Here is an 18406-nt window from a genome sequence, read left to right as displayed (position 1 = left end):
TCTGTTGCACTCAAGGTATTTCGGCCAATTCCCTACCGATCACGAGTTTCGCGGCAAAAAGTTCTAAAAATCTTCGGCCGCCGCCTGGCGCTCGGCCGCAAGCGAGAGCGCATCATCATCCATAAGCCGCGACCGTGCGTAAGCACGCACGCGATCACGCACCGCCGCATCCTCATCACCGTCACCCGCGGCGCCCACCCGGATGCGCAGCGCATCCCAGTTCTGCGACCAGACTTCCGCGGCACTCAGCGGTAGCGGCAGATCGGCCGCACCGCCCGCATCCAGTGACTCACTGACCTTCGAGTCGGGTTTGTCGAGCAGTGTCGCGGCCACCGCAATACTGCTCGCATCGGCGCCCGGCAGCAGATCTACCAGCACGTGCAGCACGGGATCGGGGCGCGCATCCACCGACCAGTGGATTGCGTTCTCGCTCGCTTCAAAAATACGTGCCGGCACGCGCTGCCACTCCAGCGGCGCAGTGCCGCTCGCGAGCGCATCCGCCGCGGTTGTTTGCGTGCCCGAAGCCGCGAGCGCGTAGTCGGCCCGCCGCGCGAGCTCGGGCACCTCAGCCGGCAGTTCCCACTCGAAAACTGCAAAAAGTCGCTCGCCGAGGCCGCGCACGGCCGGGTCTTCGGCGGCGAGCAGCGCGGCATAGTCATCCCGAGAGTGGGCCGCTCGCACAATTTCGAGCTCGCCATCGAGAGTGTCACCGGCCAACTCATCGAGGCTCGCAATCAGGGTGACGATTTCGGCCGCCAGCACGGTGTCATCCAGCGCCGGGATGCCCTCGCGCTCACTTGCCGGCCACCACGCGCGCGCCCACAGTGCTCGGCCAAGGCATTGCAATTGCACGAGCCGGTCATGAGCGGGCGTGACCTCGATCTGCGCCGCGCCCTCGAGGAGTGCCAGATGCGCATCCTGCCCAAAAACCTGCCAGAACCAATCGACTTCATCGGCATCTCGCAGCGTAATCACCGGCAGCGCACTCGGTGGCGCCGTCAGTGACCACTCCAGTAGCGCTCCGGGTAGCTCCACGCCGAGCCGCTCTGCACGGCCGCCGAGTGGCGCGTCGGCCGGGTTAATGAGCTGCTCGAGGCCGTCAAAATCACGCCGCAATAGTTGCATCGTTCCGCTCCTCGTCGTCATCCCAGCCGCCAAATTGTTCGAGCGCTCGGCGCATCCGCTGCCGCTGATCGTGCAGGGTCGACCGCACGACACCCGCCAAAAGTTCAAACGCTTCAGCCTCGACATCGAGGCCGAGGCCGAGTACATCACGGCCGTGCAGCCGCGTCCACAATCGCCGCAAATAGTGCCGCGAAAAATCGCGCAGGTCGGCAACCACCGGCTCTTGTTCGGGATGCACGGCATGCCCGGCGTGTAGGGCGCGGCGCAAATAGAGCACATACGCCTCATTGCGAGCGCGGGAAATGACCGGATGCAGAGCCCGCGGCGCTCCGGGATGCGTCGCGGCAGCAAGCGGATGCACCCAGCCGGCCACCAGCATCCCGGCAACAAATGCGGCCGCCAGGTCGGCATCGCGCATCCCAAAGGCCTGGCAGCTGCGCGCAATTTCGTCATCGAGCAATTCGATATCGGCAGCAAATCCTGCTCCTTGTAGACGGCGGATGGCGGCGCGCGTGCGCACCTCAATCGGCCGGTCGAGGGCGCCGTGCCGGTCTGGTGCAATGGTCTGGTCTGGTGCAGTGGTCTCTGTGCGAGCGTCCGCGAGCGCGGGTGCGGTCAGTGGCAGGGTCTGCGCCAGCGCATCCGGTGTGATGTCACTCTCGGCTGCCCGGGCGAAGTATTCCGCCGCATCGCGCTGCACCCGCAGCGCTTCCCCCAGCGCAGTGGCGTGGCCATCGCGCAGCAGTGCCCAGCCGCGGCGCGCATCACGGCCGCGATTGCGGTCGCTGAGAGCATCCCGCGCAGCGCCGGCAAGTACGGCGATCTCGTCGGTGGTCAGTGGCACCGATCGGCCCACTGCCGCATCCCACTGCTGCTGCAGCTCGGCGGTCAGATCAGCAAGAGTTTCGGGATCGTTGAAGGCCGCGCGCAGCTGTTCGGCATCGCCACCGATCGCGTGCACCTCCGAGAGCATCTCGCGACAGTGTTCGATAGCGTCATCCCCGGGAGCGCCGAGGGTGGTGGCCAGCTCATAGGCGCGCGGGAAATAGAGCTCCTGAGCATTGCCGGCGGTGATGCCGAGCGCGCGACGCTGTGCGCGCAGCAGGTCGTACCACCTCGACGCCACCTCGAGTCGCGGTTGCGCGGCGGCAAGCAACTCTTTCAACCTTGGCAGCTGTTCGGCGTCGATCACCGCGGCGCCAATTTCAGTGTTGATGCGCGGCTGCAACACCAGCGGGTCGAGCAGACACTTCAGCGCTCGCGCGAGCACCCGCCCCTCACGATTCGTGAACGCCGGGGCGTTGATATCAAGCTCGCGCCAGGCCAGGTTGATCGCCACGCTGCGGGCGCACCGGTCCATTCGTGTTCGCCTCCATATTTGTGCGGCTTCGCCACTGGCCCAATATCTTAAGCCAGCTAGATTTCGCTTCGCTCTGCCACACTGGCAGGCATGCTCGAATTTGATGCCGCCGCCATCCGGGTGCGCGACACGCTGCTGATCGCATCCCAAAAGCTGTTCGCGGGCGATCCCGGTTGGCGAGCGCACTTCGACGAGGCAACCAGCGCCGCGCAGCAGTGCACCGACACGGTTTCGCGCAATGACGCGGCGATCCGCATCCACCAGTTCAGCCAGGGGCTCGCCCTCAACGCGGGCAACACCGATGCCGCACTCGAACACCTGAACGAGGTGCTGCCGCTGCTCGATCAGCAGCTCGAACTCGGCGATAACCCGGCCCGCAACAACGACCACCGCTGGGGTGTGTACATCGCCCGCTGCACTGTTTACCAGCGCCGCAGCGATCTCGACCGGGCCGCCGCCGACGCCCAGCGAGCGATGGATCTCGCACCCAACACGCTCTCGCCAAACGACCATGTCGCTGCCAGCTACATGTCGCTGGGGGCGGTCGAGATCATGCGCGGCAACTATGCCGCAGCGGTACAGCACTATCAGCAGGCCGTGGATGCCAGCCGCGAGATGCCAGACCTGCTGCCCGACACCGTGCTGGGACTTGCCCAAGCACAAGCGCAGCTGGGGCTCCTCGACGAATCCACCGCATCCCTCGCCCGACTCGAAGCCCTGCTGGTGGGCAAGCCAGAAAATATTGATCTGCGCGCACAATTGCTGCAATTGCGCAGCTACATCGAGCTCGCGCGCAACAAGCGCGACCGCACACCCGACGGGTTCAGCGCCAAAACGCGGGCCGGCACTGAAGCCCACCGGCAATACTCCGAACATATCGTCCGACACGGCGAACATCTCGACTACGCGCACCTCACCGCAGCCGCCAGTGTGCGCGCCATCGCCCACCACTCCGAAGCCGACTATCACACCGCGACGCGCGAAGCCGAAATGGCGCTGGCGCACGCTCGCAGCATCCACGATGCCAGCGGCGAAATGTTCGCGCTGATGCAGCTCGCCACGATCCAGCAAGACCTGGCGCTGTCGACTGGCGAACAACATCATCACAACACCTCCCTGAGCTATCTCGAACAGGCTCACGAACTCGCGGCGCGCATCCGCCAGCCGCTCATCATGGCCGGTAACGACACCGAATACGCGCGCTATATCAGCCAGTGGTACGGAACCGACAACTATTACGCGCTGCCCCTGCTCGAGGCAGCAATGCATCGTGCCAGCCGTGCCGCCGTGTACTTCCACATCCGCATGTTTGACGGTTCACTGGCCGCCGAGCGCCGCAGCTACGCCGCGCAATATGCCAGCGATGCGTTCGAGGTTGCCGCGCAACTCGCATTCGGCACCGGCAATAAGCGCATCGTGGCCGAGCTGATCGAACTGCGCGCCAGCGGTGCCGTATTCAGTAGCGAAACGGCCGCTCATTCGACGGAACTGCTGGCCACGACGTCCCCGCCGTTGCTGTTTGCGCCGGGTGAGGTCGTGCTTGCATCCGCCTTCGCCGATGCGAACACGACCTATGGGCTACCAATTGACGAACGTGAGCCGATACCGACCTGGTAGGTGCCGCCGAGCTCGGCCGAGTTCTCGACCACCGGCTTGCCGGGCGCCCAATCGAGGTCGTCATTAACTGCATCCACTGGTAACGGATGCTGGCGGGCTGTAGCTCACCTGAATCGCCCGCCACCGGAGCCCGTTACGGGCAAACGGCCCGGCATCGTTGATGCGGTTCATCTCGGCCGCGTGCGAGATATTCCGGTGAGCGTTGTGGTTTTTCGGTACGCTTTTTCGCCGACAAAGGCCCATAGTTGCTCCTGACGCGTGATGGTGTGGTGGCGGGCAAATATGCCAGGTTTCAAGGATGCTAAAGCAGCAACGCGTACCTGTGATTGGTAGTAGTCAAAGCGGATTACCCTGCCTGGTGAACGGGCACGAATTCCTAACCGCGCATCATGGAATTGGGAGAATAAATGACCTGGCTTTGGATTGCGCTCGGCGCGCTCTCGATCGGTATCGGCATCATATTTGCTATTGGGTTCTTGCGGTTGCGCAGCTGGGAACCGGTTATTGGCGAGGTCATTTCAAACCTCAAAGACACCACCGGCGACGGCTCTATCCTCTGGCGACCGGTGTTCGAGCTCACCGACAATTCGGGTCGAACGCAGACGGCAACCGCGAATTTCTCGAGATCGCATCCCTACCAAATTGGTGAATCGGTGCCGCTGCTCGCCGACCCCGATGATTATTCAAGGCTCTCAACCGCCAACATCAAAGTTTTTTTGATCGGGGCAGGCGTGTTTATTGCCGTCGGTGCCGTGATGCTGGTGATCGCTGCCCTCGGCTGGTAACGGTCGGTTCGAGATGCTGATCGGGATGCTCGACGCCAGCCCCGCTATTGGCAGCAGCATTCAGCTGCACTACCGAGTTGCTGACAACTCCGATTGTTACGGTGCTCTCACCCCGCCATTAATCAAACCCGAGGAGTGACGATGACCGAACTGCTTGCTGGCCGCACCGCCCTGGTGACCGGAGGAACCACCGGAATCGGCCGAGGAATTTCTGAAGTGCTCGCATCCCACGGCGCCAAAGTTGCCGTGACCGGACTTACCGAAGAAGAGTGCGCCGAAGCGCGCGCCGCAGGTTTTGAGGCCTACGTGCTGGATGTGCGCGACCGCGACGCCTGCGTGCGCGTGGTTGACGAGGTGGTCACCAAATTTGGTGGCCTTTCGGTGCTCGCCGCCAACGCCGGGGTGTACCCGCAGACTCGGCTCGCTGAGCTAGACGATGACGAGATCGACTTCATCTTCGATGTGAACGTCAAGGGCACAATCCACGTGGTGCAGGCGGCAACCGCGGCGCTACGCGACTCGGGCCGTGGCCGCGTAGTGGTGACCTCGTCGATCACCGGTAATTTCACCGGCTACCCGGGGTGGGCGCACTACGGTGCCACGAAGGCGGCGCAGATGGGATTCATCCGCTCGGCCGCGATGGAGCTCGCCGGCGACAAAATCACGATCAACGCGGTGCTGCCCGGCAATATCGTGACACCCGGTTTGCAGGCGCTCGGTGACGACTACCTCGCCGAAATGGCGAAAGCAGTGCCGCTGGGGATGCTCGGCGAGCCGAAAGACATCGGTGAGGCGGTGGCCTTCCTCGCCTCCGATGGTGCCCGCTATGTGACCGGGCAGTCGATTGTGGTGGATGGTGGCCAGATCCTCCCCGAAGGGCCCGACGCGCTGGAAGCGATGTAGCCGCACGCCTCCCGCGGCGCCCGCGTGCATCCCACCGCGCTTCCCGCGCCTCCCAACCACGCCTCCCGCGCCTCCCGCGCCTCCCGGCAAGTGACCCTGTTACTGCCAAATGACCCTGCTATAGGAGGGTCACCCAGCAATAACAGGGTCACTTGCTGGTCGCAGGGCGCTGGACGCGGGCGCGAGGCACGGGCGCAGGCGCAGAAAGCGGGCGAGCTGGGGGCTGCAGGTGCAAATGCAGACGTATCCCAGGATCCGCACCCCGCTCGGCTCCCTCGCCTCGCCCGCTCAACAAATGACCCTGCAATTGCCTAATGACCCTGCTACCGGAGGGTCACTTGCCTGCTAACAGGGTCATTTGCTGATGATGCAGAGTGCATGAGGTGGGATGCGGGAGGCGACGAGCTGGACGCGGGCGCAGAAGCAGCGTAGCAACCCTGATCCCGGCGCAAACGCAAGCCCAACCCCACCACCCGGCACCCCACCCCGGTCACCAAATGACCCTGTTACTGCCAAATGGCCCTGCTATAGGAGGGTCATTCAGCAATAACAGGGTCACTTGCTGCGGAGTTGAACACTGGAAAACGTAAACTGCCCCGGCACCTGATGATGGTGCCGGGGCATCGGATGCGCGCCCGAAGGGACTCGAACCCCTAACCTTCTGATCCGTAGTCAGATGCTCTATCCATTGAGCTACGGGCGCAGTTAAAATCTCCCGCCATGCGGGCGACTTAGCTAAATTAGCACAGACTTTGACGCGGAAGCAAGCCACAGACAGCGGAGTAGATTAGACCCCGTGAGTGACACGATCCCCGGCTTTTCTGAGACAGGTACGACCTGGTTGGGACACCGTCGCGGCTCGCGACACTATCTGCGCATCCAGTTGGCGATGCTGCTAGCCGGTATCGCCACCTTCGCGCAGCTCTATGCCCCCCAGGCGGTGCTGCCGCAGATCGCGCAGGCGTTCGAGGTTTCACTCGCCGAATCATCACTGATGGTTTCAATGGGCACCGGCGGGCTCGCCCTCGCAACGGTGCCCTGGTCGCTGGTCGCCGACCGCATCGGCCGTAAACGCACCATCACCATCGCCGTGACCGCGGCCACTGTGCTCGGCATCATCGTGACCCTCATGCCCACCTTCGAGCTGGCGCTCGCGGCGCGATTGCTCGAGGGATTCGCGCTCGGCGGCGTACCCGCAGTGGCGATGGCCTACATCAACGAAGAAATTCACCAGTTGGATGCGGCCGCCGCGGTTGGTACATTCATTGCCGGCAACACGGTTGGTGGCCTCTCGGGTCGCATTATTTCGGGGCCGGTCGGTGATTTCACTGGATCGTGGCAAGCGGGCTTCCTCGCAATCTCGGTAATGTCGGTGCTCACCGCCACACTGTTTGTGATCCTGGCACCATCACCGCACGGGTTCCAACCAATCGGGGCGCAGGGCGTGACGATCAGACAGTCGATCGTTGGCACGCTGCGCAACTCGGCACGCCACCTCACCGATCCCGTGCTGCTGGCGCTCTACCTGCAGCCATTCATGATGATGGGTGGTTTCGTTGCGCTCTATAACTACCTCGGTTCGCACCTCACCGCGCCACCCTATCTGCTGCCGGTTTGGGTGTCGTCGTTTGTGTTTCTGGCCTATCTGGCGGGGACGTTCTCGTCGCCCATCGCCGGCCGATTGGCGGGCAAATACGGCCGCAAGATCGTGATGCTCATCAGTGACGCCATCGCCATGGCCGCGCTCCTGCTGCTGCTCGTGCCGTCGCTTGCTGTTTCGATCGGCGCGCTGATCGTGTTTACCGCCGCATTCTTTGGCGCGCACTCCACCGCATCCGGATGGGCCGGTGCGCATCCCAAAATTGGCCGGGCACAGTCGACCGCGCTGTATAACTTCAGCTACTACATTGGCTCGAGTGTGTTCGGCTTTGTGGGCGGCCTGTTCTACCAGTCGCTCGGATGGCCGGCGCTGATTGGGATGATCGTGACAATTTTCGTGATTGCTACGACGGTGGCTGTGATCGTGCTGCCGCGCAAGAAGCTGCCGCCCCACGCATCACGGCAGGCCTAATCACGGTTCATCTGGCCCGTCCTATAATCGCCGCATGCCTGATTTGCCACCGGTTGAGCAGCTTCGCCGCGGCGAGTATGCCTTCCCGGGTCGGCTGCGTGACCGGCTCGTGTCGGCGATTCTGGATGGCACCAAGACATCCACCGCATGTCTGCTGGCCGAGTACGAGCCGGGTGAAAACCCCCTGGCAGAGTTCGGCACGTTTGAAGCGGTAGTCGATTCGCACGACCGAGTGGTATGCATCACGCAGACAACAAGCGTGTGCGTGATGCCACTTGCCGATGTGAGTGATGCGCATGCCATTGCTGAGGGCGAGGGCTATCGCGACGCTGCCGAGTGGCGAGACGGCCACGAGCGTTTCTGGACATCACCCGAATATGTTGCAGAGGTGGGTGAGGTGGCGCTCACTGATAACACGCCCGTCGTGTGTTTCACATTCGAGGTGGTCAAGCGTTTTGAGCCGCATTAGGTGTGGTGCCTCGTTTTGTTCACCAAATGACCCTGTTATTGCCAAATGACCCTCCTATAACAGGGTCAATCAGCAGTTACAGGGTCATTTGGCGATAGTTGGGGATCGGCGGGCGGTCAGGGCGGCGTCGACGGCGGTCAGGGCGGCGCCGAGCGCTTCTGACCCTCATCGCGTGCACAAGTGACCCTGTTACTGCCAAATGGCCCTGCTATAACAGGGTCACTTAGCAATTACAGGGTCACTTGGCGATAAAGGGGCTGCGCGGGGAGGGGATGCGGCTACCGCCGCGCGGATTGTGCTCATTTTGTGTTCACGTGCCCATTCTGTGCACCAAGTGACCCTGTTAGTGCCAAATGACCCTCCTATAACAGGGTCATTTGGCAGTTGCAGGGTCATTTGGGGGTAAGAAGGGAAACAAGTAACCCCCGACTTCCGCATGATCGCAACGAAGTCGGGGGCTTGAGTCTGGCGGACACGGTGGGATTCGAACCCACGGTCCCACTAACGCGGGACTCCACCTTAGCAGGGTGGCCGATTCGGCCGCTCTCGCACGTGTCCAGACCTGCCTAGTGTACACGCTCCCCGCGGTCATTGGGCAGCCGGCGGGTCAGCGGCACACTCGCCCACCCGACGGGCGCGAGCACAGGCCGCACTGCTAGAAGAACGAGTCGGAGTTTGAGCAGCGCACGTCATCGGCGGTCTGCCCGGTCAGTGTCGGTGCCGGGGCGGGCGTGGTCTCTTCGCCGCCAGTAGCCGGGTCTTCGCTGTCGGTCGCCGGATCTTCGGGTTCGGTGACCACTTCGTCGGTGTCGGTGGTGTCATCGCTCGTACCGTCAGGTTCAGCGGACGGCGCGGTGCCAGCCGGTGCGACCAGCGGTGACTGGTCGTTACGCAGCAGTTTCCAGAGCGCTTCGCTCGCGTACTCGTCGGGCACCACCCGGTTGGGGTCATAGTCGGGGGTGACCACGGGTAGCTGCACGAAGCTGATCTGGTCGAGCGGCACCTCCGAGAGCGCGAATGCGATCTGCACCATCACGTCAACATTGTTCAGGTTGCTCGACAGCACCATGTTTTGAGTTGCCGCGCGCGCGATTCCGTAAAGCTTTGTTGGGTCGGTGAGGGTGTCGCCGCTTTTGAGCGTTCGCATCAGTGCCGAAAGAAACACCTGCTGGTTTGAGATGCGCGATAGGTCGCTGCCGTCGCCCACGCCATGACGGGTGCGCAAAAACGCCAGCGCATCCGCACCCTGGAGCGTGTGATAGCCGGCATCCAGCTGGAGCCCAATGTAGGGGTCATCAATCGGCTGCTCAACGCACACTTCGACGCCACCCACCGCGTTCGACATCTCGATGACGCCGCGGAACTTCACCATCGCCGCAAACTGGATGTCGAGCCCGCTCATGTCTTCGACGGCAGTAATGACGCAGTTCATTCCCCCGGCGCCCAGCAGCGAGTTGAACTGCACCCCGTATTGTTCGGGAATCTCTTCGCCCTGATCGCTCACGCAGGCGGGGGTGTCGACGAGCGTGTCACGCGGGATAGAAACGACGGTGGCATGTTTGTGATCTGCCGACAGGTGCAGCAGCATCGTGACGTCATTGAGCACGCCTTCGGCGTCTTCAGAACCCTCGCCGAACTCGGCACCCTGGCCAGTGCGGTCGTCGCTGCCGACGAGCAGGATGTTCACGCCGCCTTTGATCGCCGAGAGGTCGTTACCGTGATCGCCTTCCTGGCCAGCAGCTAGCTCGAAGGTCTCGACACCCGATCTCAGGTTGACATAGACAATCGCACCAAACATCAGCACCGAAACCAACACGGTGCCCAACAGCATCGCGACTCCCTTTGACAGCGAACCCACGGCAGTGGTCTGCCGCAGTCGCCCGTGTCGGGCCATCGTCGCAGCGCGGCGGGCGCGGCGGGGCGCTATTGCACGATCGAAATCTGATTCCACTCGGCGGCGCTTCCCTCGATGCGATTGTTATTGGCCTGTGCGGAGGGCGTGGGATTCGAACCCACGGGACATTGCTGCCCACTGGTTTTCAAGACCAGCTCCATCGGCCGCTCGGACAGCCCTCCAATCGGCTCACACTCGTTCGCGCGAGTCGATTCGTTCATATTACTCGAGGTTTCGTGACAAAACCGAGATCTTGCAAGAATTAGCAGTTCAGCTTTGCAGGCTCGGGATGCTTGCGAGCTTCTTTGCGAGCCCGTCATGGTCGAAGTCGGCGGCGATTTCGTTGCCGGCGTCGATCACTTCCTGCGGCGCTTCACCCATCACAATGGCGCGGCCGCCGCCCGCTTTCGCCCAGGCGAGCATCTCAATATCGTTGCGACCGTCACCGGCCACAAACACATCTTCGCGCGGGATGTCGAGCGTGTGCCGCACACGCTCAAGCGCCACCCCCTTGTTGACCCCGAACGGGGCAATATCGAGCCAGGCGGTCCAGCCCACCGAGTAGCTCACCGAGTGCAGGCCCACCTGTTCTACCTGGGCGAGAAACTCTTCGGTGGTCTGGTCAAGCGACACGACGACCATACGGGTGACCTGCTGGTGCAGCAGTTCGTCAAACTCCACCTGCTTGCCCTGCGCCTCGAACGATCCGGCGGGAAAGGTGCCCGCGTAGCGAAACACACCGTCAGGCCCTTCCACCGCGTAGTTCGCGCGCGAGAGCACCGAACGCAGCGAGAGTAGCGTCTCGGTGGGGTCGAAGGTTTCGACCCATTCTGCCGGGTAGTTTCCGGATGCATCCCGTTTGAGGGTCATCGCGCCGTTCGCCGACACGATGTAGTCGGGGGCGATGCCCAGTCGTTTTGCCACGGGCAGAGTGTCGGATGGCGAGCGGCCGGTGGCGAGCATCACCTCGTGGCCTGAGTCGCGCAGGCGCGCCACTTCGCGGTGGGTTTCGTCGGGAATCCGACCCGACGAATCAAGAATCGTGCCGTCAATATCGAGGGCAACCAGCATTCGCCTGGTCGTCATCGCACTACCCTTCCGGCTCGATTACTTCCAGACCACCCAGGTAGGGCCGCAGTGCTTCGGGCACCGCAACCGAACCGTCGGCACGCTGATGTGTTTCGAGTAGCGCCACCAGCCAGCGCGTGGTGGCGAGCGTGCCGTTCAGCGTGGCTACTGGCTGGGTGCGACCGTTTTCGCTGCGGTAGCGGGTGTTGAGGCGGCGTGCCTGGAACGTCGTGCAGTTCGAGGTCGAGGTGAGTTCGCGGAAGGTTTGTTGTGTTGGTACCCACGCTTCAACGTCGTATTTGCGAGCCGCCGACGAGCCCAGATCTCCTGCCGCGGTGTCGATCACGCGGTAGTGCAGCCCGAGCGCGTTCATCATCCACTCCTGCCAGCCCAGCAACCGCTCGTGTTCGGCCTGCGCAATTTCGGGGTGGGCGTAAACAAACATTTCGAGCTTGTTGAACTGGTGCACCCGAATGATGCCGCGGGTATCTTTACCGGCCGAACCGGCTTCGGAGCGGTAGCAGGTCGACCAGCCCACATAGCGCAGCGGTTCGGTCACATCGATGATCTCGTCGGCGTGATAGCCCGCGAGCGCCACCTCGCTGGTGCCGGTGAGGTAGAGGTTTTGGCGCTCGAGCAGGTACACCTCGTCGGCGTGCTCGCCGAGGAAACCGGTGCCCTGCATAATTTCGGGCTTCACGAGGGTGGGCGGGGTGAGCATCACAAAGCCTTCTTCGAGTGCTTTGTTGAGCCCGAGTTGCATGATGGCAAGTTCGAGTCGCGCCCCGATGCCGCGTAGGAAATGGAATCGCGACCCTGACACTTTGGCGCCGCGCGCCATGTCGATGCCGCCGATGAGCTCACCGATTTCGAGGTGGTCGCGCGGCGCGAAATCGAAGCTGGGGCGCTCACCAACGGTTTTGAGCACGGTGAAGTTTTCTTCGCCGCCTGCCGGCACCCCGTCGGCAACGAGGTTTTCGATGCGGGCGGCTGCGTCGGTGAATTCGGCCTCGGCAGTTGCGACTTCGGCCTGTGCCTGTTTGACCTGTTCAGAAAGTTCTTTTACCTCGGCAAGCAGGGCGGGGCGGTCTTCTTTGGCGGCTTTGCCGATGGTTTTCGAGCGCGCGTTCTGTTCGGCACGCAGCGTTTCGAAGTTTCGAATCGCTTCGCGTCGGCGAGTATCGGCGGCCAGGGCGGCGTCTACCGTCGCTTCGTCGTTGCCTCGCGCGCGCTGGGATGCACGCACAATTTCGGGCTGGTCACGCAGAATCTGAACATCGATCACCTGGCCATCGTACTTGGCGCGTAGAATCGCCGCGTGAATGGGATCATTGAACCCGACACCGGGAGGCACGGTGCGCGCCGCGATTGTTTTCAACCCCACCAAAATCGACGAGTCGGAACTGGCCGCTGCGCTGCGGCCGTGCGAAATTGCGAACGGCTACGAGCCTTCAAAGATCCTTCCCACCCGGCCCGACTATTCGGCAACCGAGGCCGCCGCCGACGCGATTGCGGCCGGTGTCGATCTCGTCATTGCCTGTGGTGGCGACGGTACGGTGCGGGAGGCTGCCGCCGCACTTGCTGATACAGCGTCGTCGGTGATGCTGGGTATTGTTCCGCTTGGCACCGGCAACCTGCTGGCGCGCAACGTCGGTATTGATCCGCGGCAACCACTGCGCACGCATTTCGAGCATGCGTTCGGTGGCAACACCCGCCCGCTTGATGCCTGCGAGCTCTCCGCGACGCTCGATGACGGTGAGACGGTTCGAGAGTGGTTCTTGGTGATGGCGGGCATGGGCATCGATGCCGGCATGATTCGCTTCACTGATGAAGACAAAAAGCAGCGCCTCGGATGGATTGCCTATATTGGCGGTATCGCCCGCACGCTGCGGCGGCAATCGATGTTCACGGCGCGCTATCGCATCGATTCGACCCCGACCTATGGCGTGCGCGCCGCCTCGATGCTGCTGCTCAATTGTGGTCAGCTGCAGGGCGGGTTCACACTCGCACCCGACGCCAGCTTCGATGACGGCATGCTCGATGTGGTGATCGCGCGCCCGCGCGGCTTGATGGGCTGGTTTGAGCTGCTGGGTCAGGGGATGCTGCGGAGTATCTCGGCGGTCGTGCCGCCGCTGCGCGATTTACTGTTGGAATCGGATGCCGAAAAGCAGGTTGCCCGGCGCAATAGCGGCAACCGGGCGATCACCACCGCGCAGGGCGGGGCCGTGTCGTTCGCTGTCGACTCGGCTGCCGAAGCGTTCCAGCTGGATGGTGACCTGATCGGTAGCGTGCGTGCCGGTTCGGTGGTGGTGCATCACGCAGCGTTGAACGTGCGTGTTCCTGCCCTGAATGCGTAGCTGACGTTCAGCGGCTTGGCTGCGGAATGAGCGGTGCCATTAGCGGTCGAGCGCTGCCACCCATTTTTCGGCTTCGGTGAAGTTTTCGTCGGCGTAGGCCTGGTTTACTTCCACGCGCGAGGCCACGGCCCGGGGGTACGATCCGAGGAAGATTACACGCGGGCTGAATCGGCGCAGCCCCAAAAGCGCCTCGTGCACGCGCGCATCGTGCAGGTGTCCGTCGAGGTCGATCACAAAGCGGTAGCGACCCGGTTGTTCTGGGAGTGGTCGCGAGGTGATCATTGAGAGGTTGATCCCGCGGGTGGCGAACTGCTCGAGCATCGACATCAGCCCGCCGGGGCGTTCTTCGGGAAGCTCGACGATCAGGCTGGTTTTGTCGTTGCCGGTGCGGGCGGGCACATCGGTGCGGGTGGTGACCAGCACGAAGCGGGTGAAGGCGTTGTGGTTGTCTTGGATATCACCGTGGAGCAGTTCAACATCGACGTGATCTTGAATTGTCATCGGGGTGATGGCGGCGTCGATACGGTTGGTTTCGTCGAGCAGGTCGTGTGCGCTTGCCACATTCGATACGGCGATGATGTGTTCGTGGCCGGGTGCGTTGCGTTGCAGCCAGCGGCGACACTGACCGTAGGCAACCGGATGCGCGGCAATCCGGCGGATCTGCCCGGGTGCGGCCCCCTGTCGCACGGCCAGGCCAAAGCGGATGGGCACCACATACTCGCCCGAGATGCGCAGCCCCGGCATCGTGGCTAGCGCATCCTGCGAGGCAGTCACCCCGCCCTCGATTGAGTTTTCGAGAGCGATCATCGCCGCCACCGACCGTTTGGTGCGCACGTCTTCAAGCGCTTCAAGCACATTGGTTACCGGTTTCCAGTGTTTCCCTACCGCGTCGGGGGCGAGTTTGAGGGCGGCTTCGGTGAAGGTGCCGGCGGGGCCGAGGAACGAGATCGTCTCCATACCTCCAGCCTAGAGCGAGCTGCAACAGCTGTGCTCGGCTACCCTCTCGGCTTTTGCGTAAGGCGAAGTTCACCCACAACTGTTTGGATAGAACTATGCATGAGCGAGCTGGCACAGTTGCCCTTCCGGAAGATCTCATCGACGTTGACGTGTTGGTCGGCGCCTTCTATCGCAACGTTCCCGATGTGAACGAGCCGACGCAGCGAGTTGCTTTTGGCACCTCGGGTCACCGCGGTTCGAGCCTGAAGTCGTCGTTCAACGAGACGCACATTCTGGCGATCACACAGGCGATCTGCGAGTACCGTGCCGGGCAGGGCATTACCGGGCCGCTGTTTATCGGGCGCGACACGCACGCGCTTTCAGAACCGGCTGAACAGACCGCTTTGGATGTGTTGGCAGCTAATGGCGTGAACGTGCTGGCCGATGCCGACGATTCGTGGGTTCCCACACCGGCACTGTCACGCGCCATCATTGCCTACAACAGCGGTGGCCACGATGATGTTGCTGACGGCATCATCATCACCCCGAGCCACAACCCGCCCCAGGATGGCGGTTTCAAATACAACCCGCAGCACGGTGGCCCGGCCGACACCGACGTGACCAAGTGGATTGAGAACCGCGCGAATGATCTTATTGCGACGGGGCTCGAGGGTGTGCTGCGCGTGAACTCTGATGGCAAGGTTGGTAGGTACGACTTCCTCGGCAACTATGTCGACGCGCTTGCCGACATCATCAATTTCGAGGCGATTCAGCGTGCCGGTGTGCGCATCGGCGCCGACCCGCTCGGCGGCTCGAGTGTGAAGTATTGGCAGCGCATCGCCGAGACCTACGGCATTGATCTGACCGTGGTGAACCCGGTGGTTGATCCGCGCTGGCCGTTCATGACGCTCGACTGGGACGGCAAGATCCGCATGGATCCGTCTTCGCCGGCGGCAATGGCCTCGGTGCTCGCACACAAAGACGAGTATGACGTGCTCACCGGTAACGATGCCGACGCCGACCGCCACGGGATTGTCACTCCCTCGGGTGGGTTGATGAATCCGAATCACTACCTCGCGGTGGCGATCAACTATCTGCTGCAGCACCGACCCGATTGGTCACCTGAGGCAGGTATCGGTAAGACACTCGTGTCGAGTTCGATGATCGACCGGGTGGTTGCATCGCACGGGCGCAAGCTCATTGAGGTGCCGGTGGGCTTCAAGTGGTTTGTGCCGGGCCTTTCGGATGGCTCGGTTGTGTTTGGCGGTGAAGAGTCGGCCGGCGCCGCATTCCTGAAGTTTGATGGCACCACCTGGACCACCGATAAAGACGGTATCTTGCTGGCGCTGCTCGCGGCCGAAATCATCGCGGTGACGGGCAAGTCGCCCTCACACCACTATCGCGACCTCACCGAACAGTTCGGTGACCCCGCCTATCAACGGGTGGATGCGCCAGCTACTGCCGAACAGAAGGCGGTGCTGAAAGCGCTTTCGGGTGATTCGATTGCCGCAACCGAGTTGGCTGGCGAACCGATTATCGCGCGGCTGTCGGAGGCACCGGGTAATGGCGACCCGATCGGCGGGGTCAAGATCGTCAGCGAGAACGCCTGGTTTGCGGCGCGCCCGTCGGGCACCGAAGACGTGTACAAGATCTACGCCGAATCGTTCCGCGGCCCCGAGCATCTCAAGCAGGTGCAGGCCGAGGCGAAGGCGATTGTGGATCGGGCGCTCGGTAGTTAGCGCGAGCCACAAATCTTTCGAGCGTTGCGGGGTCGTGCGGCAGGTTTGTCACACGACCCCGCAATGCTGAGCGCGCGAGAACACCGCGCTATGGCGTGTAGACCGGAACTGTTGGGTTTTTATCCGCAGCGACGTTGCCCGAACTGCTAATACCGGCCGAGAACTCCATCGTGAATGCGTCGGTTGCCGCATTATTGCAGCTGAGGCCCAGCTCGTAATCGATTACGCACTGGTATTCGCCCGCCGAAATCGGCTCGTTATAGGCGAGCACCTGGCCACCGGCAAGATCGTGTTCGAGGCACGGATAGTTCACGCCGTCTTTTGTGAGGCCCACTGCTGCGCCCTTGAAACCAGCATCGCACTGGTGCTCATCAGGCGTGAATGCCGGGCTCAGGATCTGGCAGGCCACACCGTTTTCGGGCGTGATCTGGCAGCGAATATTGCCCGACTCGCTCTGGAAAGCCACCGGCGCAAACTTGGGCTGCTGCTCGGTGGGTGTTTCGGTTGGCGGCTCGGTAGCTTTGTTCGTCGGTATTTCCGGGGCTCTCACCGTTGCCGGCGCGGTCGTGCTGCTGGCAGTTGCCGCGGCTTCACCGCCTTCGCCGCCACTAAAGAGGCGTGTCACGCCAAACACCGCGCCGATAATCGCCAGCGCGGCCGCGGCAGCAACCAGGATCACTCGCACGCCCCGACGCTGCTGTTCTTTTTCGTTCCCGCCCCCGGCACCACCAGAGTCGGCTGGAATCGGCGGCAGGCCCGCCGAGTCGTGATGTGCATCCTGCTGCGCGAACCCACCAAATGGCGGCGCCGCTGCGCCGGCGGCGACACCAGGAGCAAACGGTGACTGCGACTGCGGCGCAGCTACCGGTTCGTGGCGTTGCGTTGCCCCCGGGTCTGCAGCGTCACCGCCAGCAAACCGCTCAACGGGTTCGGGATCGGCAAAGAGACTGTCGATATCGGTGAAGTCATCGTCATCGTCGTGCTCGGGTTCGGCAGGGCCCTGAAGCTGCGGCTCGTCGTGACGGTCGGTCGGCTCGAGGTTTTCGCCGCCGTTCGTGCTCCAGAACGCGGCCGCCCGCTCACGAGCGGCGGTTACCTCAGGGTCAACCGACGCTGGGGTGCGCTGCGGCAGCGGCACAATACCCGTCTCGTTAAAGGCGGGTGAGCTAATGGGACGATCAGCGGGGTCGTTGTCGAGCCCGACAATGAGTTCGGTGAACGTCGACTCGTCCGCCGACTCGGTGGGCGGTTCAACACCACCTGTTTCGACCGTGGGCGGCGCGGATGCAGTTTGCGCTGCCGGTTTGTCGTCTGGTTCATCGCTCAGAAACGACTCTGGCACAAACACTGGCGCGGTCGGCTGATCAAGGTCGTCGGATACGGGTTGCTGTCTGGGTGCCGCCGCTGTGGGCGAGCCGGCCCGCTGATTGTCGCGGTTCATCGCCTGCGGTGCCACCGGGGCCTGAGGCCGTGGCTGAGCCTGTGGTTGTGGCTGAGCAGGAGGCTTGGGTTGGGGTTTGGGCGGGGCCTCCGGCTGTGGCTGGGCCGGCGGCTGTGGCTGGGCCGGTGATTTGGGCTGGGTCGGGGGTTTGGGCTGGGCCGAGGCCGGAGCCTCACGCTGTTGCTGAGCCTGAGTGTCAGGCTGTGCGGGTTCGCGACACGGTTCAGACTGGTTTGCAGGCTTCGACCGGTCGGGCGCATCTGGTCGTTCCGCGGCTGGCGAGGCAGCGGCATTCGATGCCGGCGGCTGCGGCGCGGGTTCGCCGTCAAGCTTCGGAAGCATAGTCGGCACCTCGCCAGTGTCGTAGAGGCGCGGAATGAAGCGGCGTCGCGATCGCCGGCTGGGTGGCTGTGGATTTTCGTTCGAATCGAACGACGACTTCGGTACGAACTGCGAGAAAAAATCGTCGTTCGCGGCATCGTCACTGCCACCCACCGTGAACGGGTCGGGCACGCCGCCGCCGGGGCGGTGCATCACGGCATTTCGCTCATCATTCGGCTGCGGCATGAGTCTGGCACCGCACTCACCGCAAAAACGTCGCCCGGGGGCCGCCGCGGCTCCGCATAGAGAACAATTGATCA

General features: G+C 62.9%; 14 protein-coding genes and 3 tRNA genes. 7 read left to right on the top strand and 10 right to left on the bottom strand.

The features are described from left to right. Nucleotides 1–63: 63 nt before the first annotated feature. Both RQ865_RS02710 and RQ865_RS02705 read right to left on the bottom strand, forming a co-directional pair. Complete coding sequence (locus tag RQ865_RS02710) at nucleotides 64–1125, bottom strand: hypothetical protein (RefSeq protein ID WP_311477308.1); 1062 nt, start codon at nucleotides 1123–1125, stop codon at nucleotides 64–66. Next, on the bottom strand, nucleotides 1106–2485 hold the full coding sequence (locus tag RQ865_RS02705) for a hypothetical protein (protein WP_311477306.1): 1380 nt from the start codon (nucleotides 2483–2485) through the stop codon (nucleotides 1106–1108). The genes RQ865_RS02710 and RQ865_RS02705 overlap by 20 nt, the downstream gene beginning before the upstream one ends. 90 nt (nucleotides 2486–2575) lie before the next feature. Here RQ865_RS02705 and RQ865_RS02700 point away from each other — a divergent pair, with 90 nt between their 5' ends. From RQ865_RS02700 to fabG, 3 genes are all read left to right on the top strand, one after another. Beyond that, complete coding sequence (locus RQ865_RS02700; protein ID WP_311477304.1) at nucleotides 2576–4102, top strand: tetratricopeptide repeat protein; 1527 nt, start codon at nucleotides 2576–2578, stop codon at nucleotides 4100–4102. Between the two features lie 407 nt (nucleotides 4103–4509). After that, entirely contained in the window at nucleotides 4510–4887 is a 378-nt protein-coding gene (locus RQ865_RS02695) for a DUF3592 domain-containing protein (RefSeq protein WP_311477302.1), read from the top strand. 141 nt (nucleotides 4888–5028) lie between these two features. Continuing rightward, nucleotides 5029–5790 carry a 3-oxoacyl-ACP reductase FabG gene (fabG, locus tag RQ865_RS02690; protein WP_311477300.1) on the top strand — a complete coding sequence of 254 codons (762 nt, stop codon included), beginning with the start codon at nucleotides 5029–5031 and terminating at the stop codon, nucleotides 5788–5790. Nucleotides 5791–6420: 630 nt separating this feature from the next. Here the strand turns inward: fabG and RQ865_RS02685 are convergent. Continuing rightward, a tRNA-Arg gene (locus tag RQ865_RS02685) sits at nucleotides 6421–6493 on the bottom strand. A 93-nt stretch (nucleotides 6494–6586) separates the two neighbouring features. Here RQ865_RS02685 and RQ865_RS02680 point away from each other — a divergent pair. Together RQ865_RS02680 and RQ865_RS02675 are read left to right on the top strand one after the other, a co-directional pair. Next, nucleotides 6587–7861: an MFS transporter gene (locus tag RQ865_RS02680; protein WP_311477298.1), complete on the top strand. Its 1275-nt coding sequence runs from the start codon at nucleotides 6587–6589 to the stop codon at nucleotides 7859–7861. A 34-nt stretch (nucleotides 7862–7895) separates the two neighbouring features. After that, nucleotides 7896–8330 carry an ASCH domain-containing protein gene (locus tag RQ865_RS02675; protein ID WP_311477296.1) on the top strand — a complete coding sequence of 145 codons (435 nt, stop codon included), beginning with the start codon at nucleotides 7896–7898 and terminating at the stop codon, nucleotides 8328–8330. A gap of 466 nt (nucleotides 8331–8796) precedes the next feature. Here RQ865_RS02675 and RQ865_RS02670 read toward each other — a convergent pair. From RQ865_RS02670 to serS, 5 genes are all read right to left on the bottom strand, one after another. Beyond that, nucleotides 8797–8888 (bottom strand) — tRNA-Ser (locus RQ865_RS02670). A gap of 97 nt (nucleotides 8889–8985) precedes the next feature. Further along, on the bottom strand, nucleotides 8986–10161 hold the full coding sequence (locus RQ865_RS02665; RefSeq protein WP_311477293.1) for an LCP family protein: 1176 nt from the start codon (nucleotides 10159–10161) through the stop codon (nucleotides 8986–8988). 160 nt (nucleotides 10162–10321) lie between these two features. After that, nucleotides 10322–10406: transfer RNA gene (locus RQ865_RS02660), tRNA-Ser, on the bottom strand. An 88-nt stretch (nucleotides 10407–10494) separates the two neighbouring features. Next, the gene (locus RQ865_RS02655; protein WP_311477292.1) at nucleotides 10495–11310 is read right to left on the bottom strand and encodes an HAD family hydrolase; all 816 of its coding nucleotides are present in this window, start codon (nucleotides 11308–11310) and stop codon (nucleotides 10495–10497) included. 4 nt (nucleotides 11311–11314) lie between these two features. Continuing rightward, nucleotides 11315–12577: a serine--tRNA ligase gene (gene serS, locus RQ865_RS02650; RefSeq protein WP_311477290.1), complete on the bottom strand. Its 1263-nt coding sequence runs from the start codon at nucleotides 12575–12577 to the stop codon at nucleotides 11315–11317. 37 nt (nucleotides 12578–12614) lie between these two features. On the opposite strand from serS, the gene RQ865_RS02645 reads away from it, so the two are divergent. Next, nucleotides 12615–13649, top strand: a complete 1035-nt coding sequence (locus RQ865_RS02645) for a diacylglycerol kinase family protein (RefSeq protein ID WP_311477289.1) — start codon at nucleotides 12615–12617, stop codon at nucleotides 13647–13649. A gap of 39 nt (nucleotides 13650–13688) precedes the next feature. On the opposite strand, the gene pheA is transcribed toward RQ865_RS02645, so the two are convergent. After that, on the bottom strand, nucleotides 13689–14606 hold the full coding sequence (gene pheA / locus RQ865_RS02640; protein ID WP_311477288.1) for a prephenate dehydratase: 918 nt from the start codon (nucleotides 14604–14606) through the stop codon (nucleotides 13689–13691). A gap of 95 nt (nucleotides 14607–14701) precedes the next feature. Here pheA and pgm point away from each other — a divergent pair, with 95 nt between their 5' ends. Then, complete coding sequence (gene pgm, locus RQ865_RS02635) at nucleotides 14702–16324, top strand: phosphoglucomutase (alpha-D-glucose-1,6-bisphosphate-dependent) (protein WP_311477287.1); 1623 nt, start codon at nucleotides 14702–14704, stop codon at nucleotides 16322–16324. Between the two features lie 88 nt (nucleotides 16325–16412). On the opposite strand, the gene RQ865_RS02630 is transcribed toward pgm, so the two are convergent. Beyond that, nucleotides 16413–18332, bottom strand: coding sequence for a hypothetical protein (locus RQ865_RS02630; protein WP_311477285.1), 1920 nt, complete (start codon nucleotides 18330–18332; stop codon nucleotides 16413–16415). Nucleotides 18333–18406 lie beyond the last annotated feature (74 nt).

Source organism: uncultured Gulosibacter sp. (genome assembly GCF_963509965.1).
In the GTDB taxonomy this organism is placed as follows: domain Bacteria; phylum Actinomycetota; class Actinomycetes; order Actinomycetales; family Microbacteriaceae; genus Gulosibacter.
The sequence above is the reverse complement of the archived record's forward strand: the minus strand, read 5'-3'. Positions and strand labels throughout refer to the sequence as shown.